Annotated in this window: 16 protein-coding genes and 1 pseudogene; 10 read left to right on the top strand and 7 right to left on the bottom strand. The window is 65.9% G+C overall.

Annotated elements, in window-relative coordinates:
• Window positions 1-129, bottom strand: a pseudogene (locus EN738_RS36345) (membrane protein FxsA); the annotation flags it as partial.
• A gap of 199 nt (window positions 130-328) precedes the next feature.
• Between EN738_RS36345 and EN738_RS18080 the strand changes: the two are divergent.
• From EN738_RS18080 to EN738_RS18065, 4 genes are read left to right on the top strand one after another with little or no spacing between them, the layout of a single operon-like run.
• Window positions 329-1,036 (top strand): Tim44/TimA family putative adaptor protein, encoded by a 708-nt coding sequence (locus EN738_RS18080; protein ID WP_127284876.1) that lies wholly within the window; start codon window positions 329-331, stop codon window positions 1,034-1,036.
• Between the two features lie 15 nt (window positions 1,037-1,051).
• On the top strand, window positions 1,052-2,155 hold the full coding sequence (locus tag EN738_RS18075; protein ID WP_127284875.1) for a murein transglycosylase A: 1,104 nt from the start codon (window positions 1,052-1,054) through the stop codon (window positions 2,153-2,155).
• Window positions 2,155-2,682, top strand: a complete 528-nt coding sequence (locus EN738_RS18070; RefSeq protein ID WP_127284874.1) for a Smr/MutS family protein — start codon at window positions 2,155-2,157, stop codon at window positions 2,680-2,682. The genes EN738_RS18075 and EN738_RS18070 overlap by 1 nt, the downstream gene beginning before the upstream one ends.
• Before the next feature lie 24 nt (window positions 2,683-2,706).
• A complete protein-coding gene (locus tag EN738_RS18065; RefSeq protein ID WP_126057313.1) occupies window positions 2,707-3,075 on the top strand; it encodes a helix-turn-helix transcriptional regulator in 369 nt (122 codons plus the stop codon).
• Between the two features lie 86 nt (window positions 3,076-3,161).
• On the opposite strand, the gene EN738_RS18060 is transcribed toward EN738_RS18065, so the two are convergent.
• From EN738_RS18060 to EN738_RS18040, 4 genes are all read right to left on the bottom strand, one after another.
• Window positions 3,162-3,386 carry a hypothetical protein gene (locus EN738_RS18060; RefSeq protein WP_127284873.1) on the bottom strand — a complete coding sequence of 75 codons (225 nt, stop codon included), beginning with the start codon at window positions 3,384-3,386 and terminating at the stop codon, window positions 3,162-3,164.
• A gap of 358 nt (window positions 3,387-3,744) precedes the next feature.
• Window positions 3,745-4,362 carry a transglutaminase-like cysteine peptidase gene (locus EN738_RS18050; protein WP_127284872.1) on the bottom strand — a complete coding sequence of 206 codons (618 nt, stop codon included), beginning with the start codon at window positions 4,360-4,362 and terminating at the stop codon, window positions 3,745-3,747.
• A gap of 182 nt (window positions 4,363-4,544) precedes the next feature.
• Window positions 4,545-5,822: a polyhydroxyalkanoate depolymerase gene (locus tag EN738_RS18045; protein ID WP_127284877.1), complete on the bottom strand. Its 1,278-nt coding sequence runs from the start codon at window positions 5,820-5,822 to the stop codon at window positions 4,545-4,547.
• Window positions 5,823-6,057: 235 nt separating this feature from the next.
• On the bottom strand, window positions 6,058-6,417 hold the full coding sequence (locus EN738_RS18040; protein ID WP_127284871.1) for a septal ring lytic transglycosylase RlpA family protein: 360 nt from the start codon (window positions 6,415-6,417) through the stop codon (window positions 6,058-6,060).
• 309 nt (window positions 6,418-6,726) lie between these two features.
• Between EN738_RS18040 and EN738_RS18035 the strand changes: the two genes are divergently transcribed.
• The 6 genes from EN738_RS18035 (at window position 6,727) to EN738_RS18010 (ending at window position 12,168) form a co-directional block, all read left to right on the top strand.
• A complete protein-coding gene (locus tag EN738_RS18035; protein ID WP_127284870.1) occupies window positions 6,727-6,912 on the top strand; it encodes a hypothetical protein in 186 nt (61 codons plus the stop codon).
• A 152-nt stretch (window positions 6,913-7,064) separates the two neighbouring features.
• Window positions 7,065-8,486 carry a pyridoxal-phosphate dependent enzyme gene (locus tag EN738_RS18030; protein WP_127284869.1) on the top strand — a complete coding sequence of 474 codons (1,422 nt, stop codon included), beginning with the start codon at window positions 7,065-7,067 and terminating at the stop codon, window positions 8,484-8,486.
• On the top strand, window positions 8,483-9,658 hold the full coding sequence (locus EN738_RS18025) for a cystathionine gamma-synthase (protein ID WP_127284868.1): 1,176 nt from the start codon (window positions 8,483-8,485) through the stop codon (window positions 9,656-9,658). The genes EN738_RS18030 and EN738_RS18025 overlap by 4 nt, the downstream gene beginning before the upstream one ends.
• Before the next feature lie 98 nt (window positions 9,659-9,756).
• Entirely contained in the window at window positions 9,757-10,998 is a 1,242-nt protein-coding gene (locus EN738_RS18020) for a D-amino acid dehydrogenase (RefSeq protein ID WP_127284867.1), read from the top strand.
• A 39-nt stretch (window positions 10,999-11,037) separates the two neighbouring features.
• Window positions 11,038-11,844, top strand: a complete 807-nt coding sequence (locus EN738_RS18015) for an aspartate/glutamate racemase family protein (RefSeq protein WP_127284866.1) — start codon at window positions 11,038-11,040, stop codon at window positions 11,842-11,844.
• Window positions 11,845-11,988: 144 nt separating this feature from the next.
• Window positions 11,989-12,168, top strand: coding sequence for a hypothetical protein (locus EN738_RS18010; protein WP_127284865.1), 180 nt, complete (start codon window positions 11,989-11,991; stop codon window positions 12,166-12,168).
• A 34-nt stretch (window positions 12,169-12,202) separates the two neighbouring features.
• On the opposite strand, the gene EN738_RS18005 is transcribed toward EN738_RS18010, so the two are convergent.
• Window positions 12,203-12,508, bottom strand: a complete 306-nt coding sequence (locus EN738_RS18005; protein ID WP_127284864.1) for a UBP-type zinc finger domain-containing protein — start codon at window positions 12,506-12,508, stop codon at window positions 12,203-12,205.
• Window positions 12,508-14,118: cyclic nucleotide-binding domain-containing thioredoxin-disulfide reductase (locus EN738_RS18000; protein ID WP_127284863.1), on the bottom strand; the 1,611-nt coding region annotated here is incomplete at its 5' end. The genes EN738_RS18005 and EN738_RS18000, both read right to left, overlap by 1 nt.

Below are 14,118 nucleotides of genomic sequence, written 5' to 3'. Positions count from 1 at the left end.
GGCAATCGAGGAGGCCAGCACCAGGCCGACTGTCGCCAGCGCGCCGACCTGGCGGCCGACAACGACGAAGCCGGCGATTTCCAGAAGCGGCAGCGCGAGGACGAACAAGGGGAGCAGTGAAATACGCAATTCCTGGCCGATCGTTTCCATGTTTTCCCGGCCAGCGTGCAATCGCCGCTGGCACCGGACCCGTTAGATAGGTATGCCTGCCTTTGATTTGAATGATTGCGCCTAGCGTTCTATATGCTTTGGGTGTTGAACGCTATGCGACCGCGGCCCGATGCTGGCCGGCGGTCCGGCCAGGACAGGGATCGAATTGGCGGAAGATATGGGATTCTTCGACTTCGGCACGATTTTTTTTCTGATTGCGGCGGTTGTGATCTTTTTCCAGCTGCGCAACGTGCTGGGCCGTCGCACGGGCAGCGAGCGCCCGCCCTTCGACCCCTATTCGGCAAGCCGCACCCGCGAGCAGGATGCCGGCCAGAAGGCCGAGAATGTCGTCTCGCTGCCGCGCAAGCGGGCGCCTGGGGAGCCGGCCGTCGACGTCTATGCCGCGATCGACGCCTTCGCCAAGCCCGACACCGATCTCAACAAGGGTCTGAGGGCGATCAAGGACAACGACCCGTCCTTCGACCCCAAGGGCTTCGTCGACGGCGCCAAGATGGCCTACGAGATGATCGTCATGGCCTACGCCGATGGCGACCGCAAGACGCTTAAGAACCTTCTCTCGCGCGAGGTCTTTGACGGCTTCGTCGCCGCGATCGGCGAGCGCGAGGCGAAGGCGGAGAAGATCCAGTCCTCCTTCGTCGGCATCGACAAGGCCGATATCGTCGCCGCAGAGATGAAGGCCGGCGAGGCGCACATCACGCTGCGCATCGTCAGCGAGCTGATTTCGGCGACCCGCGACAAGGCCGGCGCCGTCATCGACGGTGACCCCGAAACCGTCGCCGAGGTCAAGGATGTCTGGACCTTCGCCCGCGACACGCGCTCGCGCGATCCGAACTGGAAGCTCGTCGCCACCGAAGAAGAAGATTGAGCCCGGGCGGCGGCGGTGTCGCTCTCTTCCCTTTTCAGCGAAAAATCCTTTGGCGCACTGCCCGGCTGGGGTGAGGACGACCACCGCGCCGCCTTTGCCGCCTTTCGCCGCTCGGCCTTCCATGTCCTGACCAAGCCCTACCGCAGCGGCTCGCTGGGCGTCGGCTTCGAGGCCTTTGCCGGGGCTTATCAGGAGGCGCGGGCTGTTTCGCTGCCGAATCGAGCCGAAGCCCGGGCCTTCTTCGAACGCCATTTCGTTCCCACCCATGTCGCCGCCGAACACGGCGGCGTCGGCCTCGTCACCGGCTTCTACGAGCCGGAGGTCGAGGCCTCGCCGGTGCGGACGGCCGGCTTCACGGTGCCGCTGCTGTCACGCCCGGCCGATCTGATCGACGTCCAGGACGCCAACCGGCCGGATGGCATGGATCCCTATCTCGCCTTCGCCCGGGAGACAGGGGATGGGCTGGCCGAATATTTCGACCGCGGCGCCATCGAGCGCGGCGCGCTTGCCGGCAAGGGGCTGGAGATTGCTTGGCTCGCCGACAAGGTCGACGCCTTCTTCATCCATGTGCAGGGCGCTGCGCGGCTGAAGATGACCGACGGCCGGCTCTGCCGCGTCACCTACGCCGCCAAGTCCGGCCAGCGTTTCACCGGCCCCGGCAAGATCCTGAGCGATCTCGGCGAAATCCCGCTGGCCAAGGTGACGATGCAGTCGATCCGCGCCTGGTTCAGGGCGCACCCGGATCGCATCGACGAGATCCTCTGGCAGAACCGCTCCTATATCTTCTTCCGCGAGGCGGCGGTCGACGATGCGGCGCTCGGTCCGATCGCCGCCGCCAAGGTGCCGCTGACGCCGGGCCGTTCGGTTGCCGTCGACCGGCTGCTGCACACATTCGGCACGCCCTTCTACATCGACGCGCCGACGCTCGCCGCTTTCGGCGACGGGCCGTTCCGGCGCCTCATGATCGCGCAGGACACCGGCTCGGCCATCACCGGCCCGGCGCGCGGCGACCTCTTCGCCGGCTCGGGCGACGCCGCCGGCGAGATCGCCGGCATCGTCCGCAACGCCGCCGATTTTTATGCGCTGATCCCGCGCCAGCTCGTTTCGGGGGTGGTGTGATGACCCGCCGTATCGACAGGCTGAGCGAAGACGACCGCGTCCTGTGGAACCTGGTGGCGCGCACGGCCAAGCCGCTCAAGGGCAAGGCCGCCGTCGACGTCGCCGATTTCAGCGTCGAGCCAAAACCGGCGCCGGCGCCTGCTCCCGTCAACGGCGCTCCACCCGTCGCGGCAAAGCCCAGGACCCAGCATGTCTCGCATGCGCTGGACGACCAGACCCTGAACAAGCTGTCGAAGGGCCGCTTGCCGATCGAAGGCCGCGTCGACCTGCACGGCATGACCCAGGACGAGGCCTATTCGCTGCTGTTTTCATTCCTGCACCGGGCCCATGCCGGCGGCATCCGCTATGTCCTGGTCATCACCGGCAAGGGTTCCTCGTCCGGCGGCGACGGCGTGCTGCGGCGTTCGGTGCCGGCCTGGCTGTCGACGCCCGCCTTCCGGCCGCTGGTCTCCAGCCACGACCATGCCGCGCGCAACCATGGCGGCTCCGGCGCGCTCTATGTCCGCTTGCGCCGGACTCGCACATGAAAACCCGCACATGAGAGCGCTGGCATGACACCGTTCGGCGAGAAGCTGCGCGCGCTGCGCGCCGAGCGCGGCCTCAGCCAGAAGGCGATGGCCGAGGCGATCGGCGTCAGCGCCGCCTACCTGTCGGCGCTTGAACATGGCCGCCGCGGCGCGCCGACCTGGACGCTGATCCAGAAGATCATCGGCTATTTCAACGTCATCTGGGACGATGCCGAGGAACTCGCGCGCCTCGCCGAGGCTTCGCATCCGCGGGTGCGGATTGACACGTCGGGCCTGACGCCCGCCGCCACCGAACTCGCCAATCTCCTGGCTGAAAACATCGAGAAGCTGGACGAGGCGGAGCTTCGCCGGATCACGGCTTCGGTCCGCGCGGCCCTTGGCCGGCGGACGTGATGCGCGGCGCGAATTGCTCCGGCGCCGGCATCGGCTTCACATGAGGCGATGCCCGCTGGCCGGTAGCCAGCGGGCATGTTGCGAGATCACTTCGCGCCGGTCTGGCCGCCGCGACCGCCATGGTTGTCATGGTCGCCATGCTCGTGTCCGCCGCCCAGGCAGCTCGAATCGCTGGTGCCGCAACAACGGCCGCTCCACAGGGCGTTGGTCTTGGTCTCGGCACAGCTGACGGTCTGGTCCGCCAGCGCGGATCCGGCCATGGACGAGACCGCGACAGCGGCGAGAAGGGCATTTCGCAGAAAAGCAGTCATTTGAAGTCTCCAGGGTTGGTTTCTGTACGCGGCTGTGTGTCGCCGGCAGAGACCGTCTGGTTCACGGATGACTGCAAAAAGTTGGAAGGGCGGCGCGGGACGCGGCCAGCAAGTCTCATTTGACGTTGGCGCTGCCCCTCATCCGCCTGCCGGCACCTTCTCCCCGTATAGCGACGGGGAGAAGGGAGCTGGCCGCTACGTTGGGGCAATTTTGCAATGCGGTGCGCGCAGCGTCCCCGTCACTATACGGGGAGAAATGCCCGGCAGGGCAATGAGGGCGGCGCCAACCTATGATGTAAAAGCAGCCAAGGGCGGTACCAGCCCGCCTCAACGCTTGGAATGCAGACTCGATCGTCGGTTACTGCACCGCGCCGACCAGCACCTGCTGGCCGCCGCGGATCGACACCCAGCGTCCGGTGTTGTCGATCGCTTGCCGCTTTAGGAAGCGGTAGCCGGTCTCGTCCCAGGCCTTGACCTTGTCGTTCAGGTTGTCGAGCACGTAGTCGCCCTCGTCGGTGCGCACCGTCAGCACCGCATGGCCTTCGCCGTCGGGCTTGCGCACGACGGTGATCAGCAGGTCGGCGAGCGACACGCCCATGCGGTAGAGCTGGCGGCGCTTTTCGAGCACATAGTCCTCGCAGTCGCCGACGCCCTTGTCGGGATAGGCCCAGACCTCGTCCTTGCCGTAGATGTCGTAGTCGCTCATCGGCTTGACGGCGGCGTTGACCTTGGCGGTGATGCTGACGAGCTTGCGCAGGAACGCATCGGTCATCTTGGCCGGCGCCAGATTGCTCGGGCGGATCGAGCATTCGCCCGGATTGGCCTTGCAGAAATCGTAATGTCCGATCGGCTGCGAAGTCAGCCCTCCGGTCATCATCGCTCCCGCCGCGAATGCGGGCGCCGCCCACAATCCCGAAATCGCCAGCCCTGCGACCGCACACAAGCGCAGCGTCCGTGCCATCGGTGAGGAAATCATAGTCCCCGTTCGCCCTTGTTGTTAACGAAACGTTAAGGGCGATTTACAGTCCGTGTCAATTACGAGTCTGGCCTGATTGGCGGCATGGTTACTTCCGCGATCCTGACAGCGGCACTTGTGCAACAGCGGGATCCGGATATGCCGAAAGCCGCCGTCGCGGCGGCCCGGCCTTGCGGTCTTCTTCAGCCCTTGGCCGAGCGCACCAGCTTGGGCTTTGCCGCGACGCGGGTCTGGCGGCCGTAGCTGGTGATGAAGTCGACGATGCGCGGCACGATTTCGGAGCGGAAGCGCGAGCCGTTGAAGACGCCGTAGTGGCCGACCGCCGGCTGCATGTAGTGGGCCTGCCGGTCGGCTGGGATGTTGACGCACAGATCATGCGCGGCCTGGGTCTGGCCGAGACCGGAAATGTCGTCGTTCTCGCCCTCGACCGTGAACAGCGCGACATTGCGGATCGCCGAGGTGTCGACGGCCTCGCCGCGATGCATCATCTCGCCCTTGGGCAGGGCATGGCGCACGAACACGGTGTCGACCGTCTGCAGGTAGAATTCCGCCGTCAGGTCCATCACCGCCAGATATTCGTCGTAGAAATCGCGGTGCTTCTCGGCATTGTCGCCGTCATGCTTCACCAGGTGCATGAAGAAGTCCTTGTGGGCGATGATGTGGCGGTCGAGGGTCATGCTCATGAAGCCCGAGAGCTGCAGGAAGCCGGGATAGACCTCGCGGCCGAAGCCGGGCACCGGCCACGGCGCCTGCATGATGACGTTGTCGCGGAACCAGCCGCTGCCCTTTTCCTCGGCCAGCAAATTGACAGCCGTCGGATTGCGGCGGGTGTCGATCGGCCCGCCCATCAGCGTCATCGTCGAGGGCACGAAGGGGTCGCCGCGCTTTTCCATCAGCGCCACCGCAGCCAGCACCGGCACCGAGGGCTGGCACACCGCCATCACATGGGTGTCGGGACCGAGCGCATGGAACATCTCGATGATGTAGTCGATATAGTCGTCGAGATCGAAGCCGCCGTCGGCCAGCGGCACCATGCGGGCATCGACCCAGTCGGTGATGTGCACGTCGGCATAGGGCAGCATCGCCTCCACCGTGCCGCGCAGCAGCGTCGCGTAGTGTCCCGACATCGGCGCCACGATCAAAAGCTTCGGATCGGGCTTGCGGCCAGCGGGGACGGCCCGCTCGAAACGGATCAGGTTGCAGAAAGGCTTCGACCAGACGGTCTTTTCGCTGACGTCGACGCTCTTCCAGTCGACGACGGCCTTGTTCAGACCGAATTGCGGCTTGCCGTAGCGGCGCGTGGTGCGCTCGAACAGTTCGGCGGTTGCCGCCACCGAGCGGCCCCAGGGCGTGTGCGCGATCGGATTGAGCGGGTTGGTGTAGAACATCTTCACCGCGTCGGCATAGACGCGAGCCGGCTGCAGCGCGGCGTGGTTCAGTTCGTAGAGCTGGTAGTACATCGAGAAGACCCCGCTGCTGCTGCGACCCAAGGACGACGTGCAGCGCCGAGCCTCAAATGTCTCGCGGCGAGGTTAACAAGATATTGGTGCGATGCAATACGTCATGTCGAGTGATCAATGGTTCTTTCGGCCAAAGCCTTGAGAATCCGCCTCGGCGGGCGGCAGCCGGCTCACTGTGCGCTGCGGAAGTGTGTAGGAAATATGTCCGGCCCCCTGGCCGGACATGTCAGACATATCACACGCGCGCCATGCACACGGCGGTGTGGCCCGAACCGATGAAGCCGAGTTGGCTGGCCGCGCCCTTCGAGAGATCGAGCACGCGCCCCTTGATGAACGGGCCGCGGTCGTTGATGCGCACCACGACGCTGCGACCGTTGTTCTTGTTGGTTACCTTGAGCTTGGTGCCGAAGGGCAAGGTGCGGTGCGCGGCGGTCAGCGCCGACGGGTTCATGCGTTCGCCGGAAGCAGTGCGCGAGTGCAGCGCGTACCAGGAGGCGCGGCCGCATTGCGCGGCGGCGGAGGAGGCGGAGGCGCCGACCATCAGGCCAGCCGCTACCGTTACCGCGACAAGCGCGGTTTGCTTTGTCTTCATCATCTTTGGGGAATGGCTCCGTTTGGACAGACCCCAGCCGTTAGGAAGCAATTAAGGCAGGAAATGCGGCCGCCATCTGGCGGTTCCATGGCAACGGCACACGTTTGGAGTCGCCGGGAAACAGTTTGTCATGAGTCTTCCCGGCTTGCGCGGCGTATTCTCGATGATCATTCGCACCGGTTTTCTGGTTGTGTCTGGCTGGATCGGGCATCAATACGCAAGTACAGACGGGCGCGATTGGATCGCTTCCTTCCGCTCTTTCATTGCCACCGTGACTGAGTCGACGATCGACTTGCGAAGGGAATCCCACCGATGCGATTGATGCGGTTTGTGCTGGCGCTGATCGTGCTCGCGATCGGCCTGCTCTGGTCCCTTCAGGGCCTCGGTCTTGTCCGGGGCAGCTTCATGACCGGCCAGACGCATTGGCTCTATATCGGAATACTGACGATGCTGGTGGGATTGCTCGGGCTCGGCTGGGCCAGCCGCTCGCGCATCTGACGCTTCCGGCGAGGCGCCATCTGCCCTCCCGGTTCGGCGGCCGCACCATGGAATTTCATTCCTCCACTCGCCCTCCGATTGGCACGATCTATCTTCTTTCCGGCAGCGATCGGCTGGAAAAGACGCTAGGTTTTCACCATGGAGCTTTTTGCATGAGCGAGCACGGAAAAGCCGACAGTGCCGTTTCCCGCCTGCGTCCGCCCTATGCGTCCGTGCTCGACCTCATCGGCCAGACGCCGATCGTCGAGCTGACCAAGTTCGACACCGGCAGATGTCGGCTGTTCATCAAGCTCGAAAGCCAGAATCCCGGCGGCTCGATCAAGGACCGCATCGCGCTGTCGATGATCGCCGCCGCCGAGCGGCAGGGCAAGCTCAGGCCCGGCGGCACCATCGTCGAGGCGACCGCCGGCAATACCGGCCTCGGTCTTGCCCAGGTCGGCATCCCCAAGGGCTACCGCATCATCCTCGTCGTCCCCGACAAGATGTCGCGCGAGAAGATCCAGCATCTGCGCGCGCTCGGCGCCGAGGTGCGCATGACGCGCTCCGATGTCGGCAAGGGCCATCCCGAATACTATCAGGACATGGCCGAGAAGATCGCCGCCGAAACCCCCGGCGCCTTTTATGCCAACCAGTTCGCCAATCCCGCCAACCCGCTGGCGCACGAGACCACGACCGGCCCGGAAATCCTTGCCCAGCTCGACGGCGATGTCGACGCGGCAGTGGTCGGCGTCGGCTCCGGCGGCACGCTGACCGGGCTCGGCCGCTATTTCGCGAAACATTCGCCGAAGACCGAGATGGTGCTGGCCGACCCGGTCGGCTCGGTGCTGGCGCCGCTGATCAAGACCGGCAAGATGGAAGAGGCCGGCAGCTGGACGGTCGAAGGCATCGGCGAGGATTTCGTGCCGCCCAATGCCGATCTGTCGCTGGTCAAGAAGGCCTATTCCATCCCCGACAAGCAGAGCATGCTGGCGGTGCGCGATCTTCTGTCCCGCGAAGGCATTTTGGCCGGCTCCTCTTCCGGCACGCTGTTGTCGGCGGCGCTCCGCTATTGCCGCGAGCAGACGGTGCCCAAGCGCGTCGTCACCTTCGTCTGCGACAGCGGCAACAAGTACCTGTCGAAGGTCTTCGACGATTTCTGGCTGGCCGAGCAGGGCTTGGCCGAGCAGGAGCAGCACGGCGACCTGCGCGACCTCGTCATGCGCTCGCACCGCACCGGCGACACGGTCTGGGTCGGCCCGGAGGAAAGCCTGCTCAACGCCTATGGCCGCATGCGCCGCTCCGATGTCTCGCAACTGCCGGTGCTCGACAATGGCAAGCTGGTCGGCATCGTCGACGAGGGCGACATCCTCGCCAAGGTCGACGGCCCCTATGACGGCCGCTGGGACCGCTTCAACGGCCCGGTGCGCACCGCCATGACCTCCAATCTGCACACGCTGCAGGCCAGCCAGACGCTCGATGCGCTGCTGCCTGTCTTCGACCGCAACGAGGTCGCCATCGTCTTCGATGGCGAGGAGTTCATCGGCCTGATAACCCGCATCGACCTGATCAACCATCTGAGGCGTCGCGCAAGATGACGAGCAATGCAACGGGCAAGAACCGCCTGGCCTTTTCGACCCGCACCATCCATGGCGGCCAGAGCCACGACCCGACGACCGGCGCGGTGATGGTGCCGATCTACGCCACCTCCACCTACGGCCAGCAGTCGCCCGGCGTGCACAAGGGCTTCGAATACGCCCGCAGCCAGAACCCGACCCGCTTCGCCTTCGAGCGCGCGGTGGCCGATCTCGAAAGCGGCACAAGAGCCTTCGCCTTCGCCTCCGGCCTCGCCTCGATCTCGACCGTGCTGGAGCTGCTCGATGCCGGCGCCCATATCGTCGCCACCGACGACATCTATGGCGGCACGTTTCGCTTGCTGGAACGGGTGCGCAAGCGCTCGGCCGGGCTGCAGGTCAGCTTCGCCGACTTCACCGACCTCGCCGCCGTCGAGGCCGCCATCCGCCCCGAGACAAAACTGCTCTGGGTCGAGACGCCGACCAATCCGCTGCTGCGCATCGTCGACCTCGAAGCGGTGGCGGCGTTGGCCAAGCGCAAGGGCCTGCTCACCGTCGCCGACAACACTTTTTGCAGCCCCTACATCCAGCGGCCGCTGGAGCTCGGCATCGACATTGTCGTCCACTCGACGACGAAGTACCTCAACGGCCATTCCGACATGGTCGGCGGCGTCGCGGTCGTCGGCGACGACAAGGATCTCGCCGACCGGCTGAAATTCCTGCAGAACGCCATCGGCGCCATCTCCGGCCCGTTCGACTCCTTTCTGGCGCTGCGCGGCATCAAGACACTGGCGCTTCGGATGGAGCGCCATTCCGCCAACGGCCTGAAGATCGCGCAGTGGCTGGAAAGTCGCAACGACGTGCGCCGTGTCATCTATCCCGGCCTCGCCAGCCACCCGCAGCACGAAATCGCCAAACGCCAGATGCACGCCTTCGCCGGCATGATCTCGGTCGAGCTCGACCGCGATCTGGCGGGGACAAAGCGCTTCCTCGAACGCACGCAGCTGTTCACCCTGGCCGAAAGCCTCGGCGGCGTCGAGAGCCTGATCGAGCATCCCGCGCTGATGACGCACGGCTCGATCCCGGCGGAGAAGCGCGGCGCGATCGGGATATCGGATTCGCTGGTCAGGCTCTCGGCCGGCATCGAGGATGGGGATGATCTGATCGCGGATCTGGAGCAGGCGTTGAGGGGCTGAATAGTCATCGCTGTCCCGCCGACATCTCGGTATGTGTGCCATTGCAGAGCGCAATCCACGCTCTAAACTGCCACCGCTTTGCGATCTCCGGAGGCGTCATGCGCGTGATCGTGCTGGGCGGTGGCGTGGTTGGAGTTACCACCGCCTACCAGCTGCAGAAGGACGGCCACGAGGTGGTGCTCATCGAGCGCCAGCCTCAGGTCGCCGCCGAGACGAGCTGGGGTAATGCCGGCATGATCGCGCCCGGCCATTCCTTCGTCTGGTCCTCGCCGAAAGCGCCGATGATCCTTTTGAAATCGCTGGTGCTGAAGGACCAGGCTCTGCGCTTCAGGATGTCGGCCGATCCCCGGCTCTACAGCTGGTCGTGGCTGTTCCTGATGGAATGCACGGCGGAAAAGGCCAGGCGCAACACGCTGCTCAAGCATCGCCTTGCCGCCTATTCGCAGAGCGTGCTGCGCGAGGTGATTGCCGACGAGGCGATCGACTACGACCGCAACGACCGCGGCATCCTGTATTTCCATCGCAGCCAGCAGGCGCTCGACAAGGGCGTCGAGCACATGAAGCTGCTGGAGTCCGACGGCCAGGAGATCAGGGTGCTCGATCGCGAGGGCGTCGTGGCACTCGATCCGTCGCTGGCCTCGGCGCGGGAAAAGATCGCCGGCGGCATCTATTGCCCGACCGATGAGACCGGCGACCCGGCGAAGTTCACCCGCGCGCTGGCGGCGAAGATCGCCGGGCGCGGCGGCGAAATCCGCACCGGCACCACCATCACCGGCATCGAGACCTCGGGCGACGGCATCACGCAGGTGCGGACCGACAGGGGCGCCTTCAAGGGCGACGCCTATGTGCTGGCGCTCGGCTCCTACAGCCCGCTGATCGCCAAAACCATCGGCATCAGCCTGCCGATCTATCCGATCAAGGGCTATTCGCTGACCATCCCCATTGGCAACCGCCCGGCGCCGCCGACCGTCGCGTCCGTCGACGAGCACAATCTGGTCGCCATTTCCCGCTTCGGCGACCGCCTGCGCGTTACCGCCACCGCCGAGTTCGCCGGCTACGACACCAGCCACAAACCGGCCGACTTCGCCTTCATGAAAGGCGTGACCGAGGAGCTCTACCCGGAAGGCGCCGATTACGACCGCGCCGAGATGTGGGCGGGCTTGCGGCCGATGACGCCGAACAACCTGCCGCAGTTCGGACAGCGGCGTCTGCGCAACCTCTACCTCAACACCGGCCACGGCCATATCGGCTGGACCATGTCGCACGGCTCGGCCCGCATCACCGCCGACCTGATCGCCGGCCGCAAGCCGGCGATTTCGATGGATGGACTTCTGAACTGAGAGCAGGATCGATCCCGCTCTGACAAGAAAGGGAACGCCATGTCCGCCAACCCAGCCGCCGCGCCCCTCGCCGCTTCGGGACCTGTCGATCTCGGCGTCCTGCCCTCGGAGATCGACGGCGGCCTCGCCTCGCGCGCGGCGATCGGGCTGGCGATCCTCGCCACCGACCAGACGCTGGAGCATGAGTTCCGCGCGCTGGTGCGCATTCCCGGTGTCGCCTTCTACGAGGCGCGCCTGTTCAACGACAACGACATCACGCCGGACACGCTGCGCGCCATCGGCCCGCGCATCGCGCCGACCGTCGACCTGATCCTGCCCAGCATCCCGCTCGACGTCGTCGGCTTCGGCTGCACCTCGGCGACGATGACGCTGGGCGAGGAAGCCGTGTTCGCCGAGATCCGCAAGGCGCGGCCGGGGGTCGCCTGCACCACGCCGGTCACCGGCGCGCTCGCCGCCTTCAAGGCGCTCGGCGCCAAGGGCATCGGCCTGCTGACGCCTTACGCGCCCGAGATCAACCGCGGCCTCGTCGCCTATTTCAGCGGGCGCGGCCTGGACATCGCGGCAGTCGCCACCTTCGACCGGCGCGACGACCGCGAGGCCGCCCGCATCTCGCTGGCCTCGATCGAGGCGGCGGCCGGGCGCATGGCCGCCGTGCCCGGCGTCGACGCCATCTTCATCTCCTGCACCAGCCTGCGCGTCGCCGAGGCGGTGGCGGCGCTGGAACAGCGCATCGGCATCCCCGTCACCTCCTCCAACCACGCCATGGCCTGGCACTGCCTGCGGCTCGCCGGCATCGATGACATCGTGCCGGCCGGCGGCCGGCTGTTTGCCTTGCCGATCGGTTGATCCGGTTGCGTGCAGCGGTCTTGTCGACACGAACTTTCGCGCCACGGCAGACCGTTCGAAATTCGCGAGTTAACGGATTCGGAAGGGGTTGTTTAACGCTTCGCTACTATCTCCCGCCTCGGGAGGCAGGACAGAGTGAGCGCGATGAACGACAGCCCCGAAAAGCGCAGCGAATGGCGCGCTATTTTCTACGTGCAGGCGCGCGTCGCCTTGCTGTTCGTTCCGGTCGTCGCCAGCCTGCTGATCATCGCGGCCCTTGCCGGCAACGAACGCAAATCCGTTCCCGACGCCATTGACCGGACCGTCACGAGCTCGGTGAAATAGCGCAGCCGTCCTAGATGCGTGGCCTCGCGCCGCCTCAAACAAACTTCGGGATCGGCCCGTTCTGCGGCGTCGTGCGGTCGCCGAGGTCGATGAACACTTCGTCGACATAGCACCATGCCCAGCCTTCCGGCGGGTCGTAGCCCTCGATGACCGGATGGCTGGTCGCGTGAAAATGCTTGGTGGCGTGGCGGTTGGGCGAGTCGTCGCAGCAGCCGACATGGCCACAGGTGCGGCAGAGCCTGAGATGCACCCACCATGATCCGCTCTTCAGGCATTCCTCGCAGCCGAGCGCGCTCGGCGTGACTTGCCTGATGTCGCCCGTGTGCCGGCATTCGTCCATTACGATCTCCTCGCCTGTTCGAATTGAGCGCCGCCGCCGTTCTGAGCAAGATAGGCATGCAGCGCCGCCACCACCTGGGCGCCTTCGCCGACGGCGGCGGCGACGCGCTTGATCGAGCCGCAGCGAACGTCGCCGATGGCAAACACGCCGCTGCGGCTCGTCTCCATCAGGCCATGTCCCTGCGCCACCTCTGGTCCGGTGCGGACAAAACCCTTGGCGTCGAGCGCCACGTTGCATTTCGCCAGCCAGTCCGTGTTTGGGTCGGCGCCGATGAACAGGAAGAGATGGCGGATGGTTTGCGTCGTCTCGGTGCCAGTCGCGCGGTTACGCCAGCGCACCCGCTCGAGGTTGCTCTCGCGGCCGTCCAGCGCAACGATCTCGGTCTCGGCCAGCACCTCGATGTTCGGCTGCGCCTCGATGCGCTCGACCAGATAGCGCGACATGGTCTCGTTGAGGCTGCCGCGGCGCGCCAGCAGCGTCACCTTGCCCACCTGGCTGGCCAGGAAGACCGCCGCCTGGCCGGCCGAATTGCCGGCGCCGACCAGCGCCACCTCCTGATTCCGGCAAAGCCGCGCCTCGATCGGCGACGCCCAATAGTGCACCGACGTGCCCTCGAACTGCGCCAGATTGGCGACATCGAGGCGGCGGTAGCGCGCGCCGCTGGCAATCACCACCGTGCGCGTGTGCACCGTCTCGCCATAGCCGACATCGAGCGCGTAGCCGGACAGGTTGCTGTCGCCGCTGAGCAGCTTCGCCTCGTCGGGGATCACCATTTCGACGCCGAACTTCTGCGCCTGGTTGTAGGCGCGCGCCATCAGCGCCATGCCGGTGATGCCGGTCGGGAAGCCGAGATAGTTCTCGATGCGCGCCGACGCCCCCGCCTGCCCGCCAAAGGCGCGGCAGTCGAGCACGATCGTCGACAGCCCTTCGGAGGCCGCATAGACAGCGGCTGCCAGTCCCGCCGGCCCGGCGCCGACGACCGCCACGTCGTAGACCTTGCTGGCATCGACGGGCCGCAGCAGGCCGACGCAGCGCGCGAGTTCGTGATCGCCCGGATTGTGCAGCAGCTTGCCGTTCGGACACAGCACGATCGGCAGGTGATGCGGATCGACATGGAAACGCTCGGTCAGCGTCCTGGCGCAGGGGTCGGTCTCGGAATCGAGCGCGCGGTGCGGCAGGCCGCTGCGGGTGAGAAAGCCCTGCAGCCTCAGCACGTCGCCATTGCCGGGAGGGCCGATGATGATCGGCCCGCTGATGCCGCTCTCCAGCAGCCCGACGCGGCGCAGGATCAGCGCCCGCATGATCCGCTCGCCGAGGTTCGCCTCCTGCACCATCAGATCGCGCAGCCGCTGCGAGGGGATGACGATGGCCTCGACCGGTTCGCTCGCCTCGGCATTGATCAGCGACGGCCGGCTCGAGAGCTGCGCCAGCTCGCCGATGAAGTTGCCGGCGCCGTAGGAGATGATCGCCTCGCGCGGCCCGAGCCCGCCGGCCTGCGTGATCTCGACCTTGCCGGACAGGATGAGGATCAGGCCGGGCGACACCTCGCCGGCTACAACGATAGATTCGCCCGCTGCGTAGGAGCTCGCCGTACCGAAGCGGCGCATGCG

Origin of the sequence: Mesorhizobium sp. M4B.F.Ca.ET.017.02.2.1, assembly GCF_003998955.1 — a bacterium.
GTDB classification, from domain to species: domain Bacteria; phylum Pseudomonadota; class Alphaproteobacteria; order Rhizobiales; family Rhizobiaceae; genus Mesorhizobium; species Mesorhizobium abyssinicae.
The sequence above is the reverse complement of the archived record's forward strand: the minus strand, read 5'-3'. Positions and strand labels throughout refer to the sequence as shown.

Bases quoted from the DNA above. Each gene is read 5' to 3' on its own strand.
- EN738_RS18080 (WP_127284876.1), top strand. From the start codon at position 329: ATGGGATTCTTCGACTTCGGCACGATTTTTTTTCTGATTGCGGCGGTT.
- EN738_RS18070 (WP_127284874.1), top strand. From the start codon at position 2,155: ATGACCCGCCGTATCGACAGGCTGAGCGAAGACGACCGCGTCCTGTGG.
- EN738_RS18065 (WP_126057313.1), top strand. From the start codon at position 2,707: ATGACACCGTTCGGCGAGAAGCTGCGCGCGCTGCGCGCCGAGCGCGGC.
- EN738_RS18060 (WP_127284873.1), bottom strand. From the start codon at position 3,386: ATGACTGCTTTTCTGCGAAATGCCCTTCTCGCCGCTGTCGCGGTCTCG.
- EN738_RS18050 (WP_127284872.1), bottom strand. From the start codon at position 4,362: ATGATTTCCTCACCGATGGCACGGACGCTGCGCTTGTGTGCGGTCGCA.
- EN738_RS18045 (WP_127284877.1), bottom strand. From the start codon at position 5,822: ATGTACTACCAGCTCTACGAACTGAACCACGCCGCGCTGCAGCCGGCT.
- EN738_RS18040 (WP_127284871.1), bottom strand. From the start codon at position 6,417: ATGATGAAGACAAAGCAAACCGCGCTTGTCGCGGTAACGGTAGCGGCT.
- EN738_RS18035 (WP_127284870.1), top strand. From the start codon at position 6,727: ATGCGATTGATGCGGTTTGTGCTGGCGCTGATCGTGCTCGCGATCGGC.
- EN738_RS18030 (WP_127284869.1), top strand. From the start codon at position 7,065: ATGAGCGAGCACGGAAAAGCCGACAGTGCCGTTTCCCGCCTGCGTCCG.
- EN738_RS18025 (WP_127284868.1), top strand. From the start codon at position 8,483: ATGACGAGCAATGCAACGGGCAAGAACCGCCTGGCCTTTTCGACCCGC.
- EN738_RS18020 (WP_127284867.1), top strand. From the start codon at position 9,757: ATGCGCGTGATCGTGCTGGGCGGTGGCGTGGTTGGAGTTACCACCGCC.
- EN738_RS18015 (WP_127284866.1), top strand. From the start codon at position 11,038: ATGTCCGCCAACCCAGCCGCCGCGCCCCTCGCCGCTTCGGGACCTGTC.
- EN738_RS18010 (WP_127284865.1), top strand. From the start codon at position 11,989: ATGAACGACAGCCCCGAAAAGCGCAGCGAATGGCGCGCTATTTTCTAC.
- EN738_RS18005 (WP_127284864.1), bottom strand. From the start codon at position 12,508: ATGGACGAATGCCGGCACACGGGCGACATCAGGCAAGTCACGCCGAGC.